This window comes from Alteromonas sp. McT4-15 (assembly GCF_020515205.1).
Lineage (GTDB): Bacteria > Pseudomonadota > Gammaproteobacteria > Enterobacterales > Alteromonadaceae > Alteromonas.
The window spans coordinates 379,789-404,545 of the sequence record NZ_JAJALG010000001.1; the positions used below are offsets into that span (position 1 = coordinate 379,789).

The window sequence follows — 24,757 nt, forward strand, 5'->3', positions numbered from 1 at the left end:
GAAGGCGCAATCTCTTGCCACTTTTCATATAACTAAACCGTTCAGTGCAGCCTGCGTATAATGAAAGAAAACCACAACGAGCAAGAAATGACATCACTGCCTTCAGTATTCACTGACTGGTTCAAGCAAAAAGGCTGGCAGCTTCGCGACTATCAAAAGCGCATGTTGGTAGAGAAGGACCAACACAAAAGCACTCTGCTAATTGCGCCAACGGGCGCAGGCAAAACCCTGTCGGGGTTTCTTCCAAGCTTGGTGGAGCTTTATGAACACACTAAACAGGCAGAATTTAAAGGGTTGCATACGCTCTATATTTCCCCGCTTAAGGCCCTGACCCAAGATATCCATCGCAACCTTTTGCAACCTATAGAGGAGATGGGATTAAGTATTACCGCAGAGACGCGCACTGGCGATACCCCATCGCATAAGCGCCAGCGCCAGAGAAAAAAGCCGCCTCATATACTGTTAACCACGCCTGAGTCGCTCATGCTGATGTTAAGCTATGCTGACGCCGATAAGCTGTTTGGCAAATTACAGCGTGTAATTATTGATGAAACCCACAGCTTAATGGCCAATAAGCGAGGGGACTTCTTATCGCTAGCGTTAGCGCGGCTTAATGTGCTGTCACCACAGCTTAAACGCATAGGCTTGTCAGCCACGGTAGCCTTTCCTGAAACCTTAGGGGCGTGGTTGGCTGGAACTGACAGCCAGTCGCACATTGTTAAAGTAAAAGCCGGCGAGAAGCCCAATGTGGAGATGCTCCACTCGAAAGCGCGCATGCCTTTTGGTGGCTTTATGGCGCGCTACGCCATTGATGATATCTATCACGCCATTGAAAACGCCCAAACTACCCTTGTTTTTGTGAACACCCGTGCGCAGTCAGAGCTTCTGTTTCAAATGTTATGGGAGGCAAATAAAGCAGCGCTCCCGATAGCCTTGTATCACGGTAGTTTGAGTAAAGAGCAGCGTCGTAAAACGGAAGCTATGATGGCAAGCGGGCTATTGCGCGCTGTGGTGTGTACGTCTGCCCTTGAACTGGGCATCGATTGGGGGGACGTGGACAAGGTCATTCAAGTGGGGGCACCAAAAGGTGTTAGCCGTTTACTGCAGCGTATTGGGCGCGCCAATCACCGCTTGGACGAACCCAGTGAAGCATTGCTAGTGCCGGCCAACAGGTTTGAAGCGTTGGAATGTCAGGCGGCCATTGCGGCGATTGAAAAAGGAGAACTAGATGGTGAATCGCCACAACCGGGCGCGCTCGATATTGTTCCCCAGTTTATTCTAAATTGTTTGTGTAGTAACCCTGATACACCGGATACTCTTTATGCGCAGATACTTTCGGCAACGCCGTATCAGGGGTTAGACAAGGATGATTTCGATAAGCTATGGCAGTTTACCCAAGACGGCGGTAGTGCCCTAAATGCCTATGAGCGCTACCAGCGCCTGAGTCAAAACGAAGACGGCACCTATTCACCGGCCAATCGCCGTGTTATTCAGCGTCATCGACAAAATATCGGTACCATCGTTGAAGCTGGGCGGCTTAAGGTGAAGCGTATCCGCCGGGGTAATCAAGGCAAAATTATTGGTGAAGTAGAAGAGTATTTTGCACAACAGCTAACGCCTGGCGATACCTTTTATTTTGCTGGCGAGGTGCTCAAATTTGAGGCCATTCGCGATATGCAGCTACACGCAAAGCCCGCGAAAGCCAAAGAGCCTAAAATCCCCAGTTATGCGGGTGGACAAATGCCCCTATCGACGTATTTAGCAGACGGTGTACGCGCCATTTTGGCAACGCCGACAACGTGGAAGGCCCTGCCCGGGCAGGTGCAAGAGTGGCTAAACCTTCAAGCTGCCTTTTCTGAGCTACCTCAGCCTGGCAATGTATTGGTTGAACAGTTCCCTTTTAGGCAAGCTTACTACACCCTTTACTACACATTTGACGGTAGAAAAGCCAATCAAACACTTGGCATGCTGCTAACGCGACGCATGGAAAAAATGGGCATTAAACCGTTAAGTTTCAGTGTGACAGATTACGGGCTGTCGATAGCGTCAGTAAACACACTCTCCAAGGGGCAGCTTCAGCAACTGTTTCAACCTGATATCTTGGGTGATGAGTTAGAAGACTGGATGCTGCAAGCGCCTATGCTCAAGCGCTCGTTTCGACAAGTTGCGGTGGTAAGTGGTTTGACCGAGCAGCGTTATCACGCTAGTCAAAAGACCATGAAGCAGGTCACGTTTTCTACCGATTTAATATACGATACGCTGCGCGAACACGATGCAGACCATATACTGTTAAAGGTTGCGCGGGCAGATGCCGAGCGGGAGCTATTAGATTTAACGCGCTTGGCAAACCTACTTATTCGCTATGTGGATAGTGCGGTGCTAGTGAACTTAGAAAAACCGTCGCCTATGGCTATTCCAATAGTGCTTGATGTGCGCAGTGAACAAGTAAAAGGTGCCGGGGCACAAGCCATTATCGAGCAAGCTAATTTGTATGCCGAAGCAGAAAGTATGCTTGATGAAGTGCGTGCGCTGCTTTCCACTGCCGAGCGTAAGTAAGTGACGTGTATACGTTAATTGATGAAGTAGAAGGATTATTTTGGCTATCAGTGACACATGGCTGACACAGCAGTTAGGTCAGCGGCAGCTCAGCATTACAAAATTTGCTGATTATCTATGGATCCTCGATGCCCGTGGCGTTGCCTATTTACCAGCCTGTGATTGGCTAATAGTGTCTGACTTACACTTGGAAAAAGGCAGTTACCTAAGTAGTTATGCAAACCCGTTACCTAATCTAGATTCAAGGGCAACACTACTGCGATTAGACAAGATAATACGCGACTATAATCCTCGTCGCGTCATTAGCTTAGGCGATAGCTTTCATGACAAGCACAGTATGTCGCGCATGATAGAAGAAGACCGGATTTACTTGTGTGATTTGGTTCATCGCGTAGAAGAATGGTTTTGGGTGGAAGGAAATCACGACCCCGATTTACCCGATGGTATACCCGGAACGCCGTGTTTTGAAGTGCTGCTGGGTGATGCTGTGTTTCGTCATGAGCCACAGCAAACAGACGTTAAAGCACAAATAATAGGGCACTTTCACCCCAAGACGCGCACCGCTATTTCGCGGCGTCGCTTTACCGGTAAATGTTTCACCCATGACGAAAAGCTATTTATTATGCCTGCGTTTGGGCAGTTTACGGGCGGGCTTGATATTGATGAAGACGTTATGCTGGCGCTTTTACCTAAGAAAGCGCGGCACACTTTTATGATGTATGACGACATTCTTTTTAAGGTGTAGCGTTTAAAAGTGTAGCGCTAAAAGATGTTGGGCTTTAAGGTGAAACTATCTCAAAAGAAGGTGTTGTTGAGTGTTCTTTCAAACAGTCAATCAAGCATAAAAAAAGCGGTACAAACCTTTTAGTTTTGTGCCGCTTTTTCTTTAGCTGTTACTTTCGCCAGTGTGTATTAATCGCGCCAGCGCTTCGTCAAATCGTCGTAGGCGTCGATGCGGCGGTCGCGGAAGTAAGGCCAAATGCGTTTTACTTTTTCGGTGCGCTCCATATCCAGCTCAACAGCTAATGTTGTTTCGCCATCAGCGTCGGCTTTGGCCAAAATTTCACCCTGCGGGCCCGCAATAAAACTTTGCCCCCAGAACTGAATACCTGGGTCGCCTTCGACCGGAGAGGCCTCAAAGCCCGTGCGGTTAGCGACGATAACAGGCACTGAGTTTGCTACCGCGTGAGCACGTTGAATGGTTTCCCAGGCGCCATGCTGACGAGCGCGCTCGTCATCAGTGTCAGTTAGATCCCAGCCTATTGCCGTTGGGTAGAACAGCAAGTCAGCTCCTGCCATCGCCATAAGGCGTGCAGCTTCTGGATACCATTGGTCCCAGCATACCAATACGCCAAGTTTTCCAACGCTGGTTTCAATGGGTGTGAAACCCATATCGCCCGGGGTGAAGTAAAACTTCTCATAAAAGCCAGGGTCGTCAGGAATATGCATTTTGCGGTATTTACCGGCAATCTCTTTACTTCTGTCGAACACAACGGCGGTATTGTGATAAAGCCCAGAACCACGTTTTTCAAATAGTGAGGTGACCAACACAATGTTGTGTTTTTCCGCAAGCTCGCCGAAAAATTCCGTTGCCGGACCTGGAATTGGCTCTGCCAAATCAAAAGCGTCAGTATCTTCTTGCTGACAGAAGTACATGGTGCTGTGCAGTTCCTGAAGCAATATACATTCACAGCCTTCAGCGGCTAACTTGGCTATTTGCTCGGCACTTTTATTCCAGTTCGTTGCTTTGTTGTTATCGGCAACGGCCTGCTGTACCAGACCAACTTTTAGCTTAGTTGGGCGCATGTAGTGACACTCCTTTCTTTAAGGTGGCAATAATCGAATCTTTTAATGTATGTGTGGGTACTTGCATAGAAATACAATGCAAACTACCGTACTGCTTTACGAGTACACTGCAATCAATAGGTTCAACAATGTGCCCAGGATACGCTTTTTGTACCACGGCTATTGCTTCATCGTCTTCTGGCTGTCCGTACACGGGCAACAAGATAGCCTTGTTACAAATAAGGTAGTTGGCATAAGACGCAGGTAACCTGTCACCCTCTTCATTCTCGATATAAGGTAGCGGCAGGTGGAATTGCTCATGTTCTGGCAATTCTAACGCGCATTCGTCACACAATGCTTTTAGCCCCTCATAGTGACTGTCTTGCGGTCGGTTGTTACTCGCCTGAATGACCAAGCCTTTATCCGGAGTAAAACGCACAAGGGTATCTATGTGACCGTCAGTATCATCCCCCTCAAGATGACCGTGTTGCAAAACGGTAACCTTGCTACAGCCTAGCATATCTTTAAAGGCGTCTTCGTAGGCCGTTAGCGACATATCGCCATTGCGCTCAGGGTTTAACAAACACTGAGCGGTGCTAAGTAAATGACCGTCTTCATCAATTTCAAGTGCACCGCCTTCGGCAACGATTGGGCTGCTGCGCAGTGCCGCATTACACATAGACGCTAAATAACGCTGGTTTGCTAGGTTGTCTTCGCTTGCGTTGAATTTATTCCCCCAGCCATTGAAACGAAACTCCACTGGATAACCAATGCCCTCTGCATCTTTACAGGTAATAAAGCCGTAATCGCGCATCCAAGTATCATTAAAAACGGCGGGTACGATAAGTACACGAGCATCGTCAGGCAACTGACTCTTGAGACTATCCACATCGTCAGCAGCACAGAGCAGGATAACGCCCGCATTAAAACGGTTTACCGCAGCAATGACATTAAGATAAGTGCTTCTTGCTTCTTCAAGCCAAGGTGCCCAGTCGGTTTGCGCATGTGGCCACGCCAACATAACGGCATCAATATCATGCCATTCGGGCGCCATGGTGCGATTGCCTTGCATAGTAAATTCCAATTAAACAATAAAGCCGAGATTATAGCCCCACCAAGGCCTATGACCAAGGTGAGGGGTGATGAAATAAATTGGCGGTGACGATTCGTAAATACGTTGATTGAAATGAATTACTTTAGGTGCCGCCCACCGTTTAGGTGAACAGTTTGCCCTGTGATGTAATCGCTTTGCATGAGATAGTGCATGGCTTTTACCGCTTCTTTTGCGCCGGGAACAATTTCAAGCAAGGATTTTTTTATCGCCTTTTGCTTGTAGGTGTCGTCATCTCCTTCATTGAACATCAAAAGTGCTGGCGCAATACTGTTTACCTTCACGCGAGGTGCGAGCTTTTTAGCAAAAGACAGCGTAAGGTTGTGCAAGGCGGCTTTGCTAGCGGCATACGCCATATGTTTTTCGCTACCTGTTTCTTGCACATAATCAGTCATATGGATGATGTCGGTTTGTCCCTTATCGCTAGTTAGGTGTGATTCAAGCGCCAAATTAATACGATAGGGCGCAACGGCGTGCACCATCATCATGTGCTGGATTAGCGCATGTTTATCGTCACTGCCTTTTTCTTGTGCCCAATCTGAGGCATTGTGAATAATGGCTCGATAGCTTTTACTGATTGCTTTAATCTCATCAATTGCTCGATCAATAGCCGCCTCAGTGCTAAAATCCGCCTGTAAAACGGTGGCGCCCATCTCTTTGAGTGTGGTTATTGTTGGTTTAAATGTTCGATAGGTGATGACTACTGAGTAACCTGTCTCTAACAAACTTTCTGCCATGGCCAGCCCGAGTCTTTGGCTGGCCCCTGTAATTAAAATGGGTGAACTCAACGGGAATGCCTTATTAGTTGGGTAACGGTTTACCAAAAGTGTGCCACACACCCAATAGGATGCATTGGCATTAAATAAAAGTCATGTTTCCTTGTAATGGATCTGTAACGATTTGATTAACGTACAAGATCAAAAAAGAAGTAATAACGGATAAAGTAATGTTAGCAAAAGAAGCGGTAATTGTGCGTGATGCACTGGACCCCTCCATTTCAGAACCTGCGCAGCGCGTGCGAGAAGCCTTACAAGCCAAAGGGCTAGAAACCCCTATGGTTGAAAATGGCCTATCGGATGAACAAAAGCGTAAACGCATCGAAAGTGCAATGCGTGATGTAATGGAAACGCTTGGCTTGGATTTAACCGACGATAGCTTGTGCGATACTCCTAATCGCATTGCTAAAATGTACGTAAATGAAGTGTTCAGTGGGCTGGATTACCGCAAGTTTCCGAAAATCACTGCTATTGAAAACAAAATGAAGATTGATCAACCTGTACAAGTGTCAGACATTAGTTTGACAAGTACATGTGAGCATCACTTTGTGACCATTGATGGTACGGCGACGGTTTCTTATATACCGAAAGACACCGTTATTGGTTTGTCAAAATTGAACCGCTTGGTTGGCTTTTTTGCCCAGCGCCCTCAAGTGCAAGAGCGATTAACGCAACAAGTATTGGTTGCGGTTCAAACCCTAGCGAACACAGATGATGTTGCGGTAAGCATTAATGCAACACATTATTGCGTGAAAGCAAGGGGTATTCGAGACACCAGTTCTTATACCAAAACATCGGCCCTCGGTGGGCGTTTTTTAACTGATAACGAACTTAGACGGGAATTTTTCCGCTAACCACGAACATAAAAAAAGCCGCTCAATTGAGCGGCTTTTTACTTAACGTCAATTAAAATTATTTCATTGCCTTATCAGATTCGATAGCATCGATAACTAGATTAACACGTCCGCCTATACCATCGGCTGGGGTTAGACTTAACATTTTTTTACAACAGTCACAGGTTTCGTGCTGTTCGTGATACATATCACGCAGCGCTTCGCGTCTTAACTCATTAATTGTGCCGCAATGCGGGCACATGTATTCCAAAGCACTATCACTTTGCATAGCTTTTTCCGTCACCATTTTCACATATCCGTATGAAGTAAGGTCTACCCCGTATAGTGGCACCACATAAGTGATGATGCATTGCCGCAAGAGCAACGTTCACAACCATTATACGTAAAGCGAAAGCAATTCGATTTGCTTAACGGAAAGTATAGAACACATCGGCAAAATCACAGGGTGATTTTACACAAAAATGTTAAGTGTCTGGCGTATATAGGAATTAAACTTTTTGGGGGAAGTGTAGTGCAGCCACAACGGCGGTTGTGACTGCCTTGGTCGAGAAAATCTTAAGGATTTGCTAAGCCGCTAGTCGGCACTCAGCCATACTTGCTGAAATGGGCGAAGCGTAATAAGTGCCTCATTTCCATCAATGGTACTTCCTGTCAGTAAATCACTGCAGCGCTTGCGTTCAATGGTATTCAAAATATCCCCGCTTACCTGCTGAACATGTTCACTAAAGTTACAAATGACTAATAACTTTTGGTTGTCATGGCCTTCTCGTAAGAACGCGAAACAATGCTGATTGTCAGACTCAAGAATGTGTGTTGTCGCGTCGCCAAATACCGCATTCGCCTTTCTGATTTGCAGCATTTTTTGAAGCCCTTCAAAAACGGCTTTACTCGCAGATTGCTGCGGGCTTAGTGCTTTAGAAGGGGAAAGGGCTAAAGCGGTATCTTGCTCGGTAACTGCAATGCGATTTACCCAACGATCATCATGCTTTTTACTGTCGTCATTACGATAGCTATAGTCATTTAGCTTGGCTATTTCATCACTAGAGTAAAGTAGTGGAATACCACCAATACTAAAGGTAATACCGTAAAGCAGAAGCATACGTTTCACTGCATCATCTATTGCTTTTTGATCGCCGTGTTCTAACGCACCCTCTAGCCCACACAACGATGCCAATGAACCACATACCCGACAATCACCATTAGACGGATTTTCAGCAAAAGGCACACCATTGGCAAAACTGCCATCAAAACGACCGGTGTAAAATTGGTTTAAGAAGTAGCGATGATCAAACGGATTAATTCCTAGTTCCTGTGCGACCGCGTCATCAAAGGTCCACCCAATGTCATCGTGACACCTTACGTAGTTCACCCATGTACATTCGCTTGATATTGGAAAACTTTTTTGCATAGATCGCGTTAGCAAGCGTGTTTTGCGTGTTGCTAATGAATTCCACAACAACGCCATCAATAATGGGTTGTACGACAATTGACATTCATCTTTGTCGATATACTTAACCACTTCATCTGGGTGCACTATGGCTTCCGATTTAAACACTACTGCCGGTGCTGCTATTTGTAAGCAACTGTTGAACGCCTGTATGAGAACATGTGCTTTATCTTGGTTCTCACAGTTCGTTCCCATTTCCTTCCATATAAATGCCAATGCATCTAAGCGTAATGCGGCACAACCAATATTGGCCAAAAACAGCATTTCTGATGTTATGGCATTGAATACTTCTGGGTTGCTGTAATTTAGGTCCCATTGAAAGCTGTTGAACGTTGTCCACACCCACTTTTCCATCGTTTCGTTGTACGTAAAACTGCCGCGGCGCACTTGCGGAAATATTTCTCGTAATGTGGTTTCAAACTGATTGGGAATTGTTCGGTCGTCAAAAAGGTAATAATAGTTTTGGTATTGCTTATCGCCTGCTAGTGCAGCCTTTGCCCACTGATGTTCGTCAGACGTATGGTTGAAAACAAAATCTAGTACTAGGTTTATGCCTTCTTTTTGCAGTGCCGCTGCGAGCTTCTCTAAATCAGCCATTGTCCCTAAAGACGGGTTTACTTTTCGGTAATCGCTGACTGCATAGCCACCGTCGCTGTCACCTTTTGGCGCATCGTAAAGTGGCATTAGATGAAGGTAGGTAATACCAAGCGCTTTGTAGTAAGGAATGCGGTCGTGTAAGTCATTCAGTGTGGGGCCCATTAAGTCAACATAAGCGGCCATGCCAACCTGATTTTGGTCTCGATACCACAACGGGTTTTTTAAGCGATTTTCATCGAGTTTTTTTAGCGCTGCTTTTCGGTTCTTAACACCGTCTCTTAACGTTTCGACTAATTTTTGTAAATGAAAATAGCAATCGTACTGGTGCCCATACACATGCGTGTATTTTTCAAATAGCGTAGGGAAATGCGCCTTTAATCGTCGAGTGAACATAGCTGCATCTTTCTTTGTCAGGCCTGACAAATCAGTCGATGCCAAGATTCGGTCTAAACATAAACCACTGTCAGCTGCATAATTCATAAATGACTCCAACACATTACACATTTAGGCGCGACCACTTGTTGAATTGGCTTAGCCTAATTAACAAGTTTACAGCCTGTTTAAATTCTGTTAACTTTTATCTTAAACGATTAAGTGATTTTAGCAAATAAATTTGCGCAAGTATTTATTGTTTGCAATTAAGTGGCGAAAAGCGAAGTGTGTTACTGATGAAGCGGACCGCTTTCGTACAAACTTTTATGAGATGCTCTATGACCAATCAAGATCCTAACAGCAAAATTATCCGATGGTTGACCTACTTGATGTTTATGATGTTCGCGATGACATCAGACTCTGTTGGCGAGATAATTAAAGAAGTAAAAGTGGCGTTTTCTGTGTCCAATGCACAGGCCAGCTTAATGCACTCTCTACCTATGCTAGGTATCGCGCTTTCAGGTCTGTTTCTTGGCTTTCTAGCTGACAAGTTAGGGCGTAAGCCTACAATTATTATAGGTCTCGCCCTGTTCGGTGTGGCATGTTACAGCTTTCTTATTGCTAACGATTTCGTACTCATCGTGAGTTTGATGACCTTATCTGGTGTTGCTGTCGGTGTTTTTAAAACCGGCGCACTGGCGCTTATTGGTGATATTTCCACTTCGACTAAACAACATACCGCGACCATGAACGGTGCAGAAGCATTTTTTGGGGTGGGGGCTATTATCGGCCCGCTTATTGTTGCTTATTTAATTCATCAAGGTGTGGCGTGGCAATGGCTTTACGTAATTGCTGGTGGCGTGTGCACAGTCCTTATCGTTGGAGCGTTGTTGGTAAAGTATCCCAGCTATATGCGTGGCAACAGCGAGCAGGTTAAAAAAGTATCAGTAACCCAGAGCTTGGCACTGTTGAAAAACCCCTATGCCCTTGGCTTTTCTATCGGGGCATTTTTATACGTCGCGGCAGAAAGCGCCATTTATGTGTGGATGCCTAGCTATTTAGTGTGTGATGCAACATCGCTAAAGGCGACTTACGAGTGCTATACAGAAGGCTTTGCGCAAACGTTAGCTATCTACTCTGTTACTGCATTTTTCATTCTACGTGCCGCTGGGCGTTTTGTGGGTATTTGGATGATGTCCCATTTCAATTGGGCGTTGGTGTTAATGTTGTTCAGTGGCGCCATTGTGTTGTGCTTTAGTGCAGGGCTTTGGGGTGGAAAAAATGTAGCTTTGTTTCTATTTCCACTGACCGGCATATTTATGTCGGTGATTTATCCCACATTTAACTCAAAAGGCATTAGTTGTTTCCCTAAGCATCAGCATGGCACTGTCGCCGGCGTGATACTCTTCTTTACGGCGGCTGGGGCGGCGACTGGCCCATTTGTTATGGGGCTAGTAAGTGATGCGAATGGCGGCGATGCAAAATACGGATTTATGGTGGCCACCGTATTTGCAACAATCTTGTTCGTGGGTCTGGTATTCAACTACCTTTATAATCCTACACAAAGGAAACTGGCTGAGATAGAAGCCTCAGAGTACCATTAAATCAATTTTGTTGTGGTGCAAAACAACGAGTTTTGCGCCACAGCAAAAGATTGTGCTACCAACTATTGTTGTTTATGCTCAAAGCATATTTGTTACAACAAGCCTTTCTTATTATGGAAGAACTCAAACAAGCTCAAGTCCTTTACGACACACTCGTTGAATTCGCTGTTACCTATAGCTTCCAAATCTTTGGCGCAATTGTCATATTTCTTGTGGGCTGGTGGCTAGCTTCGAAAATAGGGGGAGCAGTAGAGCGTCTAATGGTAAAGCGTGATATTGATATTACGCTAAGTCGCTTTACTGGCGGGGCAAGTAAACTCGTTATTTTAGGTATTGTTATCATTATAGCACTGGGCAATGTGGGCATCAGTGTTACGCCGCTTATTGCTGCAGTCGGCGCAGTGGGTTTGGGTGCTGGCCTAGCAATACAGGGCATGCTTGCTAATTACGCTGCAGGGTTCACTATTATTATCACGCGACCATTTGTCGTGGGCGACACTATTCGGGTTCAAGGTGTTGCGGGTGTGGTCGACCAGGTTATGCTGCCTTACACTATCCTTATTGATGAAGACGATGTCCATATTCAAATCCCTAACAAGCTCATTGTGGGTGAAATTCTTCAAAATTCCGCAGAACAAATGCTTATCGAGCTTGAGATTGGCGTTGCCTATTCCAGTGATGTTGAACAAGTGACCCAAGTAATTACCGAGGCGGTAGCTAGTGTAGAAGGTGTGTCTAAAGAAAAGTCACCTGCAATAGGTATCGACAATTTTGGGGATAGTAGTATTAATTTCGGTGTGCGTGTGTGGGCACCCACCACACGACATTTTGAAACACGCTATGCGTTAAATCAGGCTATATTCAGCGCACTGCAAAACGCACATGTGGAAATTCCTTTTCCACAGCGCGAAGTGCGAATGCTTTAAAGTTCGTACAGCTCTAATGGCAGTCCATCTGGGTCTTGGAAAAATGTGAAGCGTTTGCCTGTGTATTCATCAACACGCACGGGCTCGCTTTCAACACCTTTGTCACTCAGGTGACTAACCACTTCATCAAGGTTATCTACCTTAAATGCGAGATGGCGAAGTCCCTGTGCTTCAGGTCTGGTTGGCCGCTCAGGTGCTCCAGGAAAGGAGAATAGCTCTATTTGGCTTCCGTCAGGTAGCCCAAGGTCGCATTTGTACGAGTCTCTTGCTTCGCGATAATTCTCATCAATCACGCTAAAACCCAACACATCGGTATAAAACGTTTTCGACGTCGGGTAGTCGCTACAAATAATAGCGACGTGATGGAAACCTTTTAGCATATGCGCTCCTTTTTTATGGCATTTCTTGACCACGGGCAGTTTCAAAAAGCAGATACCAATGTTCGCGGGTTAGCGTTACATCCATTGCGCGTTGACTCGCCTCAATACGCGATAGATTTGTGCTTCCCAAAACTGGCTGTATCTTCGCGGGGTGTTTCATTAACCACGCCAATACAATAGCTTCAGGTGTTGTTTCATACTGTGCTGCTAGCGACGCCACAAGCTTAGCCGTTGCTTTATCATGTGCACTTTCACTCTTAGCTCCAGTATAGCGCCCCTGCGCCAAACTGCCCCATGCTTGGAGTTGGACTTTATGTGACATGCAGTATTCCAACGTTCCTGGTGCGTAACCCATTTGCCTATTAGCTGCACTATTAGTAGTAATGCCGTCTTCTAACCAATCCCTGAATGCCAAGCTCATTTCTAATTGATTCGCCACTATAGGAGTATCGAGGGCAGATTGAAGGTACGCAATCTGGTGACCATGCATGTTAGATACACCCACATGCTTTATTTTTCCTTGCGTCTGCAATTGCTGTAAAACGCCTGCTACTTCTTCCAACTCCATAAGTGGGTCCGGGCGATGTAACAAAAGAATGTCTAATTGCTCGATATTAAGGCGCGATAAAATGCCCTCTACGGAAGATTGAATATACTGGGCAGAAAAATCGTAGCGTTTTGGTCCTAACGAGTCCTCAAAACGTATTGCACACTTAGATTGAATAAGCATGTTTTCTCTTAAGCTGGGCGCTTGTTTCAGCACTTGCCCAAACACGTATTCTGCTTTGCCAAACGTGTAGATATCGGCATGGTCAAATACATTGATGTTAAGCTCAAGAACCTTGTCTACGATGGCGCGGGCTTGGTCCACATCGTTTTGGGTGGCGGGGCTATCATTCCAGCCTCCTCCAAGGCCCATACAGCCGTAAATCAGTCGGCTTGCGTGTGGAAAGTATGCTTGCATGTGTATTCTCCCTCGTGAATAAGTGCGACATGAACGGCTCACATTAGAGCGCGACGGCGACTCAATGAAAACCGCGTATAGATGAATTTAACCCAATGGGCGACAGTTTACGTCCTGAATACGTATGAAGATAAGGATTAATTACATGATCAGAAGCACTGTATGGTTATCAAGTATTGTGGCATTGTTATTTGCTGTGTCAGGCTGCACGGGTGTACCGGACAACGTGAAGCCGGTCGATGACTTTGAGCTCTCGCGATACTTAGGGACGTGGTATGAAGTGGCGCGTTTTGATCATAGTTTTGAGGAAGGGCTAAGTGAGGTTACCGCTACCTACAGTATGCGAGAAGATGGCGGTGTTAATGTAATCAATAAAGGGTTTTCCAAAGAGGAAGGAAAATGGGATGAAGCGCAAGGGAAAGCCTTTTTTGTGGGGAGTGCGAATACAGGGCATTTGAAGGTTTCTTTTTTTGGTCCTTTCTATGCGAGTTACGTGATCATGGAATTAGATAAAGACAACTATCAATATGCGCTTGTTACTGGGCCTGATAGGGATTTTCTTTGGATACTGGCAAGAACGCCGACACTGCCACAAGATACACTCGACCAATTACTCAATAGTGCGCAGCAAGCGGGCTACAACACTGATAAACTCATCTGGGTCGAACATTCTTCAAAGTAACGTTAACGGATGGCTTGTGCTATTATTGCGCGAACCCGCCGTTTAAACACGTATTGAGAGAGTTAAAGCATGCAAACGCTTACCATTACCACCCCTGACGATTGGCATCTACATTTTCGCGATAACGAAATGCTAGCGGAAACAGTACCCGCTACTGCACGCTGTTTCCAACGAGCTATCGTAATGCCAAATTTGGTTCCACCAGTGGTGAATGCTGAGATGGCAATGGCCTATAAAGCACGAATTGAAGCGGCGCGTCCGGCGGGTAGCAGCTTTGAGCCTTTGATGACCTTATTCTTGACCAACCAAACAACGGCGCAAGATATCGTTGATGCCAAAAATGCAGGTGTGACAGCCTGTAAGCTTTATCCGGCTGGCGCAACCACTAACTCAGACGCAGCAGTTAAAGGCATTCAAGCGCTTTATCCTGTGTTTCAGGCCATGCAAGAGCAAGGCTTATTGCTACTTATTCATGGTGAAGTCACTGAGCATCACATTGATATCTTTGACCGCGAGAAAGTGTTTATCGATACGCACTTAGGCCCAATCGTTGAAGCATTCCCCCAGCTTAAAGTGGTCTTTGAGCATATCACTACCGCCGATGCTGCGAGTTTTGTCGCACAGGCGAGTGATTTTGTTGGCGCTACTATTACGCCTCAACATCTACTATTAAACCGCAACGACCTTCTCGTAGGCGGTGTACGCCCTCATAATTATTGCCTACCTGTACTAAAGCGTAATACCCATCAACAGGCACTTCGTGAGATGGTAGCAAGTGGAAACAAGAAGTTTTTCTTGGGTACAGACTCTGCACCTCACGCGAAACATAAGAAAGAAAACGCTTGTGGCTGTGCAGGCTGTTACAGTGCATGGTCAGCTATCGAGCTCTATGCTGAAGTATTTGAGCAATTGGGCGTTATTGAAAAGTTAGAAGGCTTCGCGAGCCATTATGGCGCTGATTTTTATGGGTTACCAAGAAATACGACTACAATGACGTTAGTAAAAGAAGAATGGACAGTGCCTGAAGAAGTAACCCTAGCAGATGGCACTGACATGGTACCATTTTATGCGGGGCAAACCTTAAGATGGAAATTGCACAAGGCATTTCAAGGCGCATAATTTTCGCGCTTTTCGCAGTAAGCTGCTTGTGGGGCTTTGCTCTACAAGCAAGCGCTGAGTCGTTATCGTATTCAATAGATACGATGCACTCATTGCCGCTAAATTCGCGCGATAAAGCAAAAATCCAAGGATACTCAAAAGTACTACTTGCTGAAAGCTTGAAAGAAAGCGGTATTGCTTTGATGGCCACCGAGAGTGATTCACGCCCTACTAGCACTTCCCATATACGGCTCGGCATATTAAGAACGCCCGATAATGAGCAGGACTTCTACTGGATTTCACCCCTGATAGCACTTGAATGTTCTGAATCAGGTGTGGTCTGCACACCAAATGCGGGCAGTCAGGCGATTAAAGTGGGCGTTACTTATATTGCATTAGAAAAGCGCCATGCTAATTCATTACTGGCTGAAAAACTTTCAGAAACCATTAGTGACTTTAAAACATCAGAGGCTTTTGCTGAATTAGCGAACCCGCTGGTTACATCGCTTAGCACTCATTATCCCAATGCGCTATTAACCTATGGCACAATCAGTTTACCAGGCGAACTTCACGCGAATACTTCGAACCTGTGGGTAATCGCTGATTTAGTGCCTTTGTTCTCAGAACTGGGCGAGCGTGGTGAATTGAAAGGCATTGTGGCTGATTTTGTGAGAGACATTCTTGAACAAATGGAAATGCCACCTGCTATTTTGTCTGCGCCTTGGAAGCGCATTGCAAAAGAGGCAATGAGTAAGTCTAACGTCATGGTGTTTTCTGTAGTGAGAACACAAGAGCGCGATAATGTATTTCATTGGGTAACACCTGTCTCCCGCAATCTTCACGGGTTATTTGGATTAAATAAGCCCTACTTTGCATCGCTTAAAGACGTGCCAAAAACGTATAGAATTGGGACATTACTAGAAGATTATCGGTATAATGTGGCAATTGATAACGGATTCGAAGTGCGGGGATTTGGTTCTTGGCAGGAACTCGTTGAAGCGCTGCTAAATGATGAAATAGATGTGGTGTTTGGTTCTCAGGGAGCTGTAGACTTTGGATGCACCGCAAAAAAAGATATTTGTAATAAAATCAAATTGGTAAGTGAATACGAAGTTACCACAGCATACGTTGCCCTTTCTCGAAAAAATATCTGCATTTTGGTACTCGAAAAACTCAAATTAGCAGCAGCAAGAGTAAGAAAAAGTAACACATTTAATGAGCAGTTATCTTCTTGGAGCCATATGGTCTCCAGCGATTACGGCATTGCTCATCACACCAAAAACGGTGTCATACACCTTTGGAACAAAAATTAATGACAGTTGAAACAGTAAAGCATTTAGACATTAATCCCGCCATTGTGAAAGCGCTAGATGCACAGGGTATTTATCAGTTATCCCCTATACAAGCACAATCGCTGCCAGATGCTTTGCAAGGTAAAGATATAATCGGTCAAGCACAAACTGGTAGTGGCAAAACCTTATGTTTTGTTATTCCCGCATTACAAAGCATTGAAGTAAATGAGTTCACGACGCAAGTAGTAGTGCTTTGCCCTACTCGAGAGCTTGCCGACCAAGTTGCCGATCAGTTCAGAATGGCAGCGAAGAACATTGGTAATGTAAAAGTGACGACCTTGTGCGGCGGCCAACCGATGGGGCCACAAATCCAATCGCTTAAACACAGCCCTCATATCATAGTCGGCACGCCAGGGCGTGTTATGGACCACGTTGAAAAGCGCAGAGTAGACTTAAGCAACGTGAAGCTTCGAGTATTGGATGAAGCCGATCGTATGCTAGATATGGGGTTTGAAGATGACTTGCGTGTGATTTTTGGGCAAGTGCCACCTCAAGTACAAACGCTACTTTTCTCAGCAACTTATACAGAGCAAATTGAACGCGTTGCCACGCAATACCTCAGTGATCCAGTGACGTGTAAAGTAGAGTCTCAGGACAGCAAGCCTGCTATTACGCAATTGGGTTACAACGTGTTAGCACACACGCGTACTCAGGCTTTAAAAGCTGTGTTAACGCACTATCAGCCGAAAAACGCTATCGTGTTTTGCAATCGCAAGGTACAGGTGACAGAAGTGGTTGAAGAATTAGTGGAAGAAGGCTTTAGCGCCGCTGGCCTTCAAGGAGATATGGAACAACACGCCCGCACTGCGGTACTCATGCAGTTTGCCAGTGATGCGCTGCAAGTATTAGTGGCAACCGATGTGGCAGCGCGAGGACTCGATATCGATGATGTAGCCTGCGTTATTAATTACACGGTTAGTGAAGAGCCTGAAACCCATGTTCACCGCATTGGTAGAACTGCAAGGGCAGGTGCTCAGGGTATGGCAATTACCTTAGTGAGTGATGAGGAAGAGCACTTCTTACGCAAGATAGAAGTGCTGCAAGAAAGCGATATACCCCTTAAAGGCGCGCAGAGTTTACGCTTTCATAAAAACAAAATTACCCAACCTGAATTTACCTGTATTTCATTAAGTGCTGGCAAGAAGCAGAAGTTGCGCCCGGGTGATCTTGTTGGTGCATTAACGAAAGATGCCGGTATACCTGGAGATGATGTAGGTAAAATTGCAGTACAAAATAGCATGAGTTTTGTTGCGGTAAAGGCCCGCAGTGTAAAACGCGCGATGACGCAATTTCGCGAGGGCAAAATCAAGGGTAAACGCATAAGAGCACGAAAACTCTAACGAGGTTGAAAGAGAACAATGGTTGGCGAAACAGAACTGAGTACATTGCTGCGTAACTTGTCACCAGTGGCAAGCGAAGATACCTATGCGTTTGTTTCTGTCGCCCCTGAAAAGGTAACGGCTGCCTTGTTACAGCGTGCTAAAGGAATGTTCAAAGAGCGAGAAGGTGTCACCTTTATTTTAAAAGCGCACTTAGCGCGAGATATGGGGTTGACCTTTAGTGGCGAATACCGCTGTATTACTTGTGAGGTGCATTCTAGCCTAGATGCCGTTGGCATGACTGCTGCCATGTCTACAGCGCTTGCCAATGCGGGCATGAGTGCGAATGTCGTGGCAGCCTATTATCACGACCATATATTTATTCAGTCAGATAAGGTGTCAGCAGCGCTCAACGTGTTGAAGTCTCTCGCCGATTCGCCCCAATAAGTCCTCTTGTAAGCAAGTATTGCGCAACGTAGTACGTTAGCATAACGGCAAATCCAGATAGCGTGATAGGCTCTCTAAACACGGATTGCGCTAAAATGGCGTCTGAAATGACAAAAATAAGCGCGCCTGCCGCTATCCACCACGAACGCGTGAGTAGCACAGCGGTTACTCCCATTATGGTTATTACACACAAGTATGCGAGAACGGGATAATAAAGTTGTTGCGCCACAGGTAAGATATGCCCTGCCATTAATACAGCGAAACAAATGACTACAAAGCTTAGAAAGAGCTGTATTGAGGTGACGCGTTTTTTCTGCGGCGCGTTTGAAACTTTACTCGCACGCAAATGAATAAAGCTCACAATGTAAGCTAAGTGCGCTATGAAAAAGCAGGCTAGCCCATAAATAAAGCTTTTCGAAACAGGTAGGGCCAAGAACACATCACCCGCTAAACTCGCGATAAGGGCAAAGCAAACAATCAACCTAGCGTTGCCTTTGAGGCGCAGAAAGGTGAAAAGCACCAGTAGTCCTATGGGCAAGGCTTTTACAATAAATTGCCCATTGTAAGGCGTGTAGCTCAAACTGCCTAAATAGAGAAATGCAAATGCTGCATAAATCAACGACATGTAATTTGGCATTAACCCTCCCAGTAAAAATAGCGACTAGGTTTATAAAAAAGGGCAGCGAAATGTCATCCATTTTGCCGCCCTCTATTTAGCGCTAGATTCGCGCTAACGTGTTTTCACAAAGCGCTAGCGAGTTACCAGATTTTTACGCGCTCTTCTGGAGGAAGATAAAGTGCATCTTCAGGTGTTACGTCAAATGCTTCGTAAAACTCTGGTACGTTGCGCACTGCGCCATTAGTACGGAACTTAGTAGGCGAGTGCGTATCAGTTTGTACTTGGCTACGAAGCGCTTCTTCACGGTATTTACTGGCCCAAACCTGTCCGTAACCTATAAATACACGTTGATCACCTGTAAAGCCATCAAGTACTGGTGCTTCTTCACCGTCTAATGATAGATGATAGGCTTTCAGCGCAATGCTAATACCACCTAAATCACCAATATTTTCACCTAGCGTGTATTCGCCGTTGACATGAAGGTCTGGTAATACTTCAAACTGGTTGTACTGCTCAATCAGATTCGCCGTCCGTGCTTCAAATTCACCGCGGTCGGTATCGGTCCACCAGTTGCGCAGCACACCGTCGCCGTCGAATGTCGAACCTGAATCATCGAAACCGTGGCCAATTTCGTGCCCGATAACGGCGCCAATTCCACCATAGTTAACGGCGTCTTCTGCGTTCATGTCGAAAAATGGCGGTTGCAGAATAGCGGCAGGGAATACAATCTCATTTAGCGGTGGATTGTAGTAGGCATTAACCGTTTGTGGTGTCATACCCCACTCATGTGTCCATACCGGGCCGCCTTGCTTTTTCAGCATCTCTTCATAAACAACGTCTGATGAACGCTTTAAGTTACCAAACAAATCACCTGCATCAACCGTGAGTGCAGTGTAGTCACGCCACTCGTCAGGGTAACCAATTTTAACGGTAAACTTCGATAACTTGTCGAGGGCTTGAGCGCGTGTTTCATCGGTCATCCACTCAAGGTTTTCAATACTCTCTTTATAGGCAAGTAGTAGGTTATTCACCATTTCCATCATGCGTTCTTTGGCTTCTGGTGGGAAATGTTGTTTTACATAAACCTTACCAATAAGTTCGCCAACGTGCGCATTCGATAGACTAACCGCACGACGCCATTGTGGCTCTTGCTCTTCAACGCCACGCAATACCTTGCTGTAGAAATTGAAGTTTGCTTCGTCTAATTGTGCAGACAGGCGGCTAGCAGAGGCGTTTAACAAGCCCCACTTTAAGAATGTCTTCCAGTTGTCCAGCGATGTTTCACTAATAACGCCATCAATGTTCTGCATAAAGTCTTTTTGCAGAATACCTAGGGCAGCGATATCACTGATTTCTGCTTTATCTAGGTAGGCATCCCAGTCGAAGTTGGGCATTAATGCTTTTAACTCTTCAATGGTTAGCTTGTTGTAGTTTGCTGCAAAATTACGAGCCTGCTCTTTCTTCATATGCAGCTCTGCAATTTTAGTTTCAAGGTCGAATAGCATTTTGGCGCTTTCTGCTGGCGCTTCAAAGTTGGCGAGTTCAAACATAGTTTGGATATGCTTTACGTACGCGTCGCGAATAGTCTGAGAGGCTTCGTCGTCTTTGAAATAGTACTCGCGCTCTGGAAGACCAAGGCCAGCTTGCCATGTGTACATCAAATACTCTTTGGGCGATTTTAAATCTGGGTACTGAGTAAGACTGAATGGTGTACCGTATCCATAGCGCGCTGCATAAGCAAAGTAGGCAGCAAGATCTGAGTAATTTTCTATACTATCAATTTTTGCAATCTCAGGTTTTAGTGGCGCTACACCTAAGGTATTACGCGTTTCCATGTCCATGTAAGCGCGGTAAAAATCACCCACTTTCTGCTCGTCACTACCGGCTTTAAAATCACCTTCTGCAGACGATTTAATAATGTCCATCACGTGATCTTGCGCTTCATCTCGCAGAATCACGAAAGCGCCATAGCTTGACTTGTCAGCCGGAATTTCAAAGTTGTCGAACCATTTACCATTTACGTAACGGAAAAAGTCGTCACCCGGAGAAACAGACAAATCCATATTGTCTTTCATAATACCCGAGCTTAGCGTTTGTGTTTGTGCTGACTCTACTGGGGCTTGTGTTTGTTGTTCTGGGGCTGAGTTTTGCGGGCTACAGGCAGTAAGGGCCAGCGCAACACTCAAACTTAAAACGCTTCGTAACATGGTGTTTTCCTTTTTCTCAATATTCGGCGACCTTGGATATAACCAAGGTTTATTATTTTAAGAGGGGGCGCGTGCATCAAGCAGGCATGGTCACTTTTTTAGCATGTGCGCAGTGATAGAAAAAGCGTTTATAGTGAAAATACACAGCTTGTAACAACTTGTAATACACAATTGGCTATAGTGGAAGCAGTTTGGATGCAGGTTATTCAGTTAAAAGGAGTGGTGTATGAAAACCAATGAAATTCCGTTTGATAGTGTTTCCCCGTGCGAGTATGCCGATGCGTTGCCCAAAGAGCAGTTTATTGATTATGCCATAAAGCCTCTGTGGCCAGGTATTCCGCGGATTGCCGGGCCAGCCTTTACCGTTAAGTGCGACCCAGGCGACCATCTCATGCTACATGCAGCTATTTATCGAGCGAATGCTGGCGACATAATCGTGGTTGAAGCCGATGATAAGTATGCCGTTGCTGGAGGCAATGTATGTGCAATTGCTCAATCACGCGGTATTAAGGGGTTCGTGATTGACGGCGTTATTCGCGATATTGCAGAAACTAGAGAAAATCAATTTCCTGTGTTTGCACGTGGTGTCGTGCCAAAACCCGGCGCAAAAAAATGTATTTCTCCACTCAATCAGCCAGTGCGTTGTGGCGGTGTCACCGTTAGTGCAGGGGATATTATTGTGGCTGATGAAGAGGGTATAGCGGTTATTCCTCGAGAACAAGCGCAGCGTGCATTTGAGATCGCCAAGGCAAGAGGTGATAAAGATGCGGCAATGTCACTCAGTGAATGGCAAGCGCAGCATCAAGATAAAGTAGAGGCTACGCTCGCAAAATTAGGGTTCACTGATTAAAAATAGATGTTTTAGTAAAGCCACGCATAGCTGAACTTCATAAAGACGGCTTGCTCGGTGCGCAATAGGCCTGGGTTTTCATCATCGGCAAACGCTGAATCGCCATAGCCAATGAATAGGCGCGAAAGTGGGTTTATCATGTAAGAATACACCACTTGCGTGCCTAGACTTCTATCTCGTGCATCTACGCGCATTAAGTAATTATCGGTATTGCGCTTGATATCGGCGTAAACCAGTGCAACGCGGATAAACTGTTTTGCACTAAACTGATAACTTAGTCGCAAATCCGATAGATTGGCTGTAAAGAGCATTTCATCGTTTACATCTATACGATTGTATTCGTGACTCAGCGACGCTTCCAAATGCTGCCCCAAATTAAGGGTAATTGAAGGCTCTAGTAACACCTGATCGCCCAACCGGTCGTTTCTTAAGTCGATTCTGTCACCAATACGGGCAAAATTTTCAAAGTAGAGGGTACGGCTTGGCTGGACTTCAAAATAGAAGGAATATTGTTCTTCGGTAAAGCGCGTGGCATTGCCATCTATGGCTAAACTAGCGCCATTGTGGCGTAAACCAACAGTATCTCTTTTAATCCACTGAAAATTGAAATAAGACTGATAAGCAGCACTTAACTCCACTTGTGCCTGCATTTCGCGTTCAATAAGTTCACCGTCATCGTTGTGGGTGATATCCCAATCACCGCCGAACTCAAAGCGATTCCACCATGCATCTTCATTCCACCAGATATAGCCGCCGCCCAGCACACTTTTATGTCTATCTACGGTGCTTTCAAAGCCCAAGTCAGCACGAAAATCAGCTTGAGTACTTGTGCGATTGGCATAAACATACCAGTCACGAACCTCGTGACGGTAGTCAACCTTGTAGGTACTGCCCGAGAAAGCATCGTTTTTGCGCGTTCGTAGCGTGATCTCGTTAATATCATCATCGGCACTACAGTCATTACTGCAAAAGTCAGAGAACAATGTTTCTGGGTATTGCGTTTGTGAGCGAAGTACTTGCACACGTAACGTATCGCTTGGCGTTATTTGATAACGGCTATCTAGGCCGGTAACAATGTTGTGGTAATCCTCTGAGTGACGACCAGTAATTATTGCGCCTACGGAAAGGTCCTCTGAAATATCATATCGGTATCGGGCGGCTATATTCGTACTTTCTTCGTTAAGCCTTGCTACACTAGAGCCCAGATTTCCAGGCACTAAAAACGTGGTGCTTTCGTCGTTAGCAGCCAAAATACCAAATGTATGGTTATTCACTCGCCCAGTTAGTTTTGTGCCAATGTCAGGTGCGCCGATATTGCGGGTATACACAAGATCGTATTGGGTACTGAAAAAATCAGCGTTTTCAAGAAAGAAGGGGCGCTGTTCAGGGAAAAATAGTGCAAACGGGTTGTTGATGCCGAGTTGTCCAGCGTCGGCTTCAACTTGAGAAAAGTCAGGGTTAACTGTGGCTTGTAGTAGCATGTCAGATGATATACCCCAGTTTATATCGACACCTATTTCTTGGTTATCTTGATACTGCCAGTCTGTCGCATTTTGCGAAGGTACAGCTTCACGGTTACGAGCATAACCCGCTACCGCATAGGGCGTAATGGATAGGTTTTGACCTTGCTTTGCCGTGGCGAAGCCCTCCATATCTCCCATTTGGCATAACCCGCATGCGTTATTCCTATCAACGGGCCTATTAGAAATTCGAAGGTTATTTTCTCGTGGGTAGAAACGTACAAACTCAGCTCGCCATCTTTTTGGACCATCACTGTCGAGAAAGTTCATGATGCGAAAAGGCAACGCAATCTCAACGGTATAGCCGTCTTGTGTTATTTGTGCTTGTGCGTCCCAAATTGCATTCCAACTATCGCTTTCACTCAACGTCATTTGGTTTTCGATGGCATCAGACTGTATGCCGCGTGGATTAACAAAGAACTGATACGACAGACGGCTGTCGCCAAACGTATCTATTTTTATTCCAACTAAGTCGTTATCCCATACGTTATCTCTATCTCGAAATAAGGCGCGTAATTGCGATGGGTCATCGTCTTGCGCAGTAAACGCAATATATATGTTTTCGCCGTTTTCAAATATGCGTGCCGTTGTGAGCACGGGAGGCGTGGTATTCTCAAAAGGACGGGTAACAAAAGTAAGCGGTACTTTAGTTGCTTCTTCCCACACAGCCTCGTCGATAATGCCATCAAGTTCTACTGTGCCTGCGATGAAAGGAACAACCAGCGAATCGCCGATATTGTCATTAGACGTTTCTGTAATCGTATTTTCCGACCGCTCTGTAACGATAGTGGGAGGTGTGGAAGTTTCGGTTGCTTGAGGTTGCTCGTGTGGTGTTTCTTGGAGTGGTGTTGCAAAGGCAGAGCCCGCAGACAAACAACCCGCAAAGGCAAATGACGCAAAGATTGTGCATACGCGCTTAAGCACAGCATCGCCGCGCTTTACTAAAAAATTATCCATAATAATGTGTGTGATGTCGTTATTATTTTTTCCCGCGCAAAGTATGAATAAAAGCCAATGCGACAAAAAGCGGCTTAATCGCAAATAAACGGATGCTTAACGTGTTTTGCATTTTTACTTAAGTGAAGATGCGGCGAAAAAGGACGATGAAACGGGGCGATAATCTACAGCGAGTAAACGGCATAAAACAAACCAAGGTATCACCGACAAGGCGTGAACATTTAGTGTAGAATTGCGTACTAAATCAGAGCCCGTTGACCTTTGTATCAAAAACATACCGCAATGGTAAACGCGCTCAAGCCACGTTATTGCTATCTAGCGTTGGCAACACGCA

At 45.6% G+C, this 24,757-nt stretch carries 21 protein-coding genes; 11 read left to right on the plus strand and 10 right to left on the minus strand.

From position 1 onward, the window contains the following. Nucleotides 1-87 precede the first annotated feature (87 nt). Nucleotides 88-2,556: a ligase-associated DNA damage response DEXH box helicase gene (locus LHL20_RS01665; RefSeq protein WP_226431991.1), complete on the plus strand. Its 2,469-nt coding sequence runs from the start codon at nt 88-90 to the stop codon at nt 2,554-2,556. A 40-nt stretch (nt 2,557-2,596) separates the two neighbouring features. Then, nucleotides 2,597-3,301: a ligase-associated DNA damage response endonuclease PdeM gene (pdeM, locus tag LHL20_RS01670; RefSeq protein WP_226431992.1), complete on the plus strand. Its 705-nt coding sequence runs from the start codon at nt 2,597-2,599 to the stop codon at nt 3,299-3,301. A gap of 167 nt (nt 3,302-3,468) precedes the next feature. Here the strand turns inward: pdeM and LHL20_RS01675 are convergent, their stop codons facing one another. From LHL20_RS01675 to folM, 3 genes are all read right to left on the minus strand, one after another. Then, complete coding sequence (locus tag LHL20_RS01675; protein ID WP_226431993.1) at nt 3,469-4,362, minus strand: carbon-nitrogen hydrolase; 894 nt, start codon at nt 4,360-4,362, stop codon at nt 3,469-3,471. Next, nucleotides 4,349-5,413 carry an agmatine deiminase family protein gene (locus tag LHL20_RS01680; RefSeq protein WP_226431994.1) on the minus strand — a complete coding sequence of 355 codons (1,065 nt, stop codon included), beginning with the start codon at nt 5,411-5,413 and terminating at the stop codon, nt 4,349-4,351. The genes LHL20_RS01675 and LHL20_RS01680 overlap by 14 nt, the downstream gene beginning before the upstream one ends. Nucleotides 5,414-5,532: 119 nt before the next feature. Beyond that, nucleotides 5,533-6,240, minus strand: coding sequence for a dihydromonapterin reductase (gene folM, locus LHL20_RS01685; protein WP_226431995.1), 708 nt, complete (start codon nt 6,238-6,240; stop codon nt 5,533-5,535). Between the two features lie 158 nt (nt 6,241-6,398). Here folM and folE point away from each other — a divergent pair, with 158 nt between their 5' ends. Beyond that, nucleotides 6,399-7,082 (plus strand): GTP cyclohydrolase I FolE, encoded by a 684-nt coding sequence (folE, locus tag LHL20_RS01690; RefSeq protein ID WP_226431996.1) that lies wholly within the window; start codon nt 6,399-6,401, stop codon nt 7,080-7,082. 58 nt (nt 7,083-7,140) lie between these two features. On the opposite strand, the gene LHL20_RS01695 is transcribed toward folE, so the two are convergent. Both LHL20_RS01695 and LHL20_RS01700 read right to left on the minus strand, forming a co-directional pair. Then, entirely contained in the window at nt 7,141-7,350 is a 210-nt protein-coding gene (locus LHL20_RS01695; protein ID WP_226431997.1) for a hypothetical protein, read from the minus strand. A gap of 306 nt (nt 7,351-7,656) precedes the next feature. Beyond that, nucleotides 7,657-9,606: an alpha-amylase family glycosyl hydrolase gene (locus LHL20_RS01700; protein ID WP_226431998.1), complete on the minus strand. Its 1,950-nt coding sequence runs from the start codon at nt 9,604-9,606 to the stop codon at nt 7,657-7,659. Nucleotides 9,607-9,887: 281 nt separating this feature from the next. Between LHL20_RS01700 and LHL20_RS01705 the strand changes: the two genes are divergently transcribed. Together LHL20_RS01705 and LHL20_RS01710 are read left to right on the plus strand one after the other, a co-directional pair. Beyond that, nucleotides 9,888-11,102, plus strand: coding sequence for an MFS transporter (locus LHL20_RS01705; protein WP_226432025.1), 1,215 nt, complete (start codon nt 9,888-9,890; stop codon nt 11,100-11,102). 113 nt (nt 11,103-11,215) lie between these two features. Next, nucleotides 11,216-12,028 carry a mechanosensitive ion channel family protein gene (locus LHL20_RS01710; protein WP_226431999.1) on the plus strand — a complete coding sequence of 271 codons (813 nt, stop codon included), beginning with the start codon at nt 11,216-11,218 and terminating at the stop codon, nt 12,026-12,028. Here LHL20_RS01710 and gloA2 read toward each other — a convergent pair. Both gloA2 and LHL20_RS01720 read right to left on the minus strand, forming a co-directional pair. Continuing rightward, nucleotides 12,025-12,408, minus strand: a complete 384-nt coding sequence (gene gloA2, locus LHL20_RS01715) for an SMU1112c/YaeR family gloxylase I-like metalloprotein (RefSeq protein ID WP_202262710.1) — start codon at nt 12,406-12,408, stop codon at nt 12,025-12,027. The two genes, LHL20_RS01710 and gloA2, sit on opposite strands and share 4 nt — an antisense overlap. Before the next feature lie 13 nt (nt 12,409-12,421). Further along, a complete protein-coding gene (locus tag LHL20_RS01720) occupies nt 12,422-13,372 on the minus strand; it encodes an aldo/keto reductase (RefSeq protein ID WP_226432000.1) in 951 nt (316 codons plus the stop codon). Nucleotides 13,373-13,517: 145 nt separating this feature from the next. Between LHL20_RS01720 and LHL20_RS01725 the strand changes: the two genes are divergently transcribed. The 5 genes from LHL20_RS01725 to LHL20_RS01745 all read left to right on the plus strand — a co-directional run bounded on the left by LHL20_RS01725 (nt 13,518) and on the right by LHL20_RS01745 (nt 18,270). Beyond that, nucleotides 13,518-14,054, plus strand: coding sequence for a lipocalin family protein (locus tag LHL20_RS01725; protein ID WP_226432001.1), 537 nt, complete (start codon nt 13,518-13,520; stop codon nt 14,052-14,054). Nucleotides 14,055-14,123: 69 nt separating this feature from the next. Beyond that, nucleotides 14,124-15,173, plus strand: a complete 1,050-nt coding sequence (pyrC, locus tag LHL20_RS01730) for a dihydroorotase (protein ID WP_226432002.1) — start codon at nt 14,124-14,126, stop codon at nt 15,171-15,173. Beyond that, entirely contained in the window at nt 15,140-16,465 is a 1,326-nt protein-coding gene (locus LHL20_RS01735; RefSeq protein ID WP_226432003.1) for a substrate-binding periplasmic protein, read from the plus strand. The genes pyrC and LHL20_RS01735 overlap by 34 nt, the downstream gene beginning before the upstream one ends. Next, nucleotides 16,465-17,844, plus strand: a complete 1,380-nt coding sequence (gene dbpA / locus LHL20_RS01740) for an ATP-dependent RNA helicase DbpA (protein ID WP_226432004.1) — start codon at nt 16,465-16,467, stop codon at nt 17,842-17,844. The genes LHL20_RS01735 and dbpA overlap by 1 nt, the downstream gene beginning before the upstream one ends. Nucleotides 17,845-17,862: 18 nt before the next feature. Then, nucleotides 17,863-18,270 carry an ACT domain-containing protein gene (locus tag LHL20_RS01745; protein WP_226432005.1) on the plus strand — a complete coding sequence of 136 codons (408 nt, stop codon included), beginning with the start codon at nt 17,863-17,865 and terminating at the stop codon, nt 18,268-18,270. Here the strand turns inward: LHL20_RS01745 and LHL20_RS01750 are convergent. Next, nucleotides 18,233-18,907 carry a lysoplasmalogenase gene (locus tag LHL20_RS01750; RefSeq protein WP_226432006.1) on the minus strand — a complete coding sequence of 225 codons (675 nt, stop codon included), beginning with the start codon at nt 18,905-18,907 and terminating at the stop codon, nt 18,233-18,235. The genes LHL20_RS01745 and LHL20_RS01750 overlap by 38 nt on opposite strands. Before the next feature lie 122 nt (nt 18,908-19,029). Continuing rightward, complete coding sequence (locus LHL20_RS01755; protein WP_226432007.1) at nt 19,030-21,096, minus strand: M13 family metallopeptidase; 2,067 nt, start codon at nt 21,094-21,096, stop codon at nt 19,030-19,032. Between the two features lie 226 nt (nt 21,097-21,322). On the opposite strand from LHL20_RS01755, the gene LHL20_RS01760 reads away from it, so the two are divergent. Continuing rightward, on the plus strand, nt 21,323-21,946 hold the full coding sequence (locus LHL20_RS01760) for an RraA family protein (RefSeq protein WP_226432008.1): 624 nt from the start codon (nt 21,323-21,325) through the stop codon (nt 21,944-21,946). Between the two features lie 11 nt (nt 21,947-21,957). Here LHL20_RS01760 and LHL20_RS01765 read toward each other — a convergent pair whose 3' ends face one another. Further along, the gene (locus tag LHL20_RS01765) at nt 21,958-24,423 is read right to left on the minus strand and encodes a carbohydrate binding family 9 domain-containing protein (protein WP_226432009.1); all 2,466 of its coding nucleotides are present in this window, start codon (nt 24,421-24,423) and stop codon (nt 21,958-21,960) included. Between the last annotated feature and the right edge of the window lie 334 nt (nt 24,424-24,757).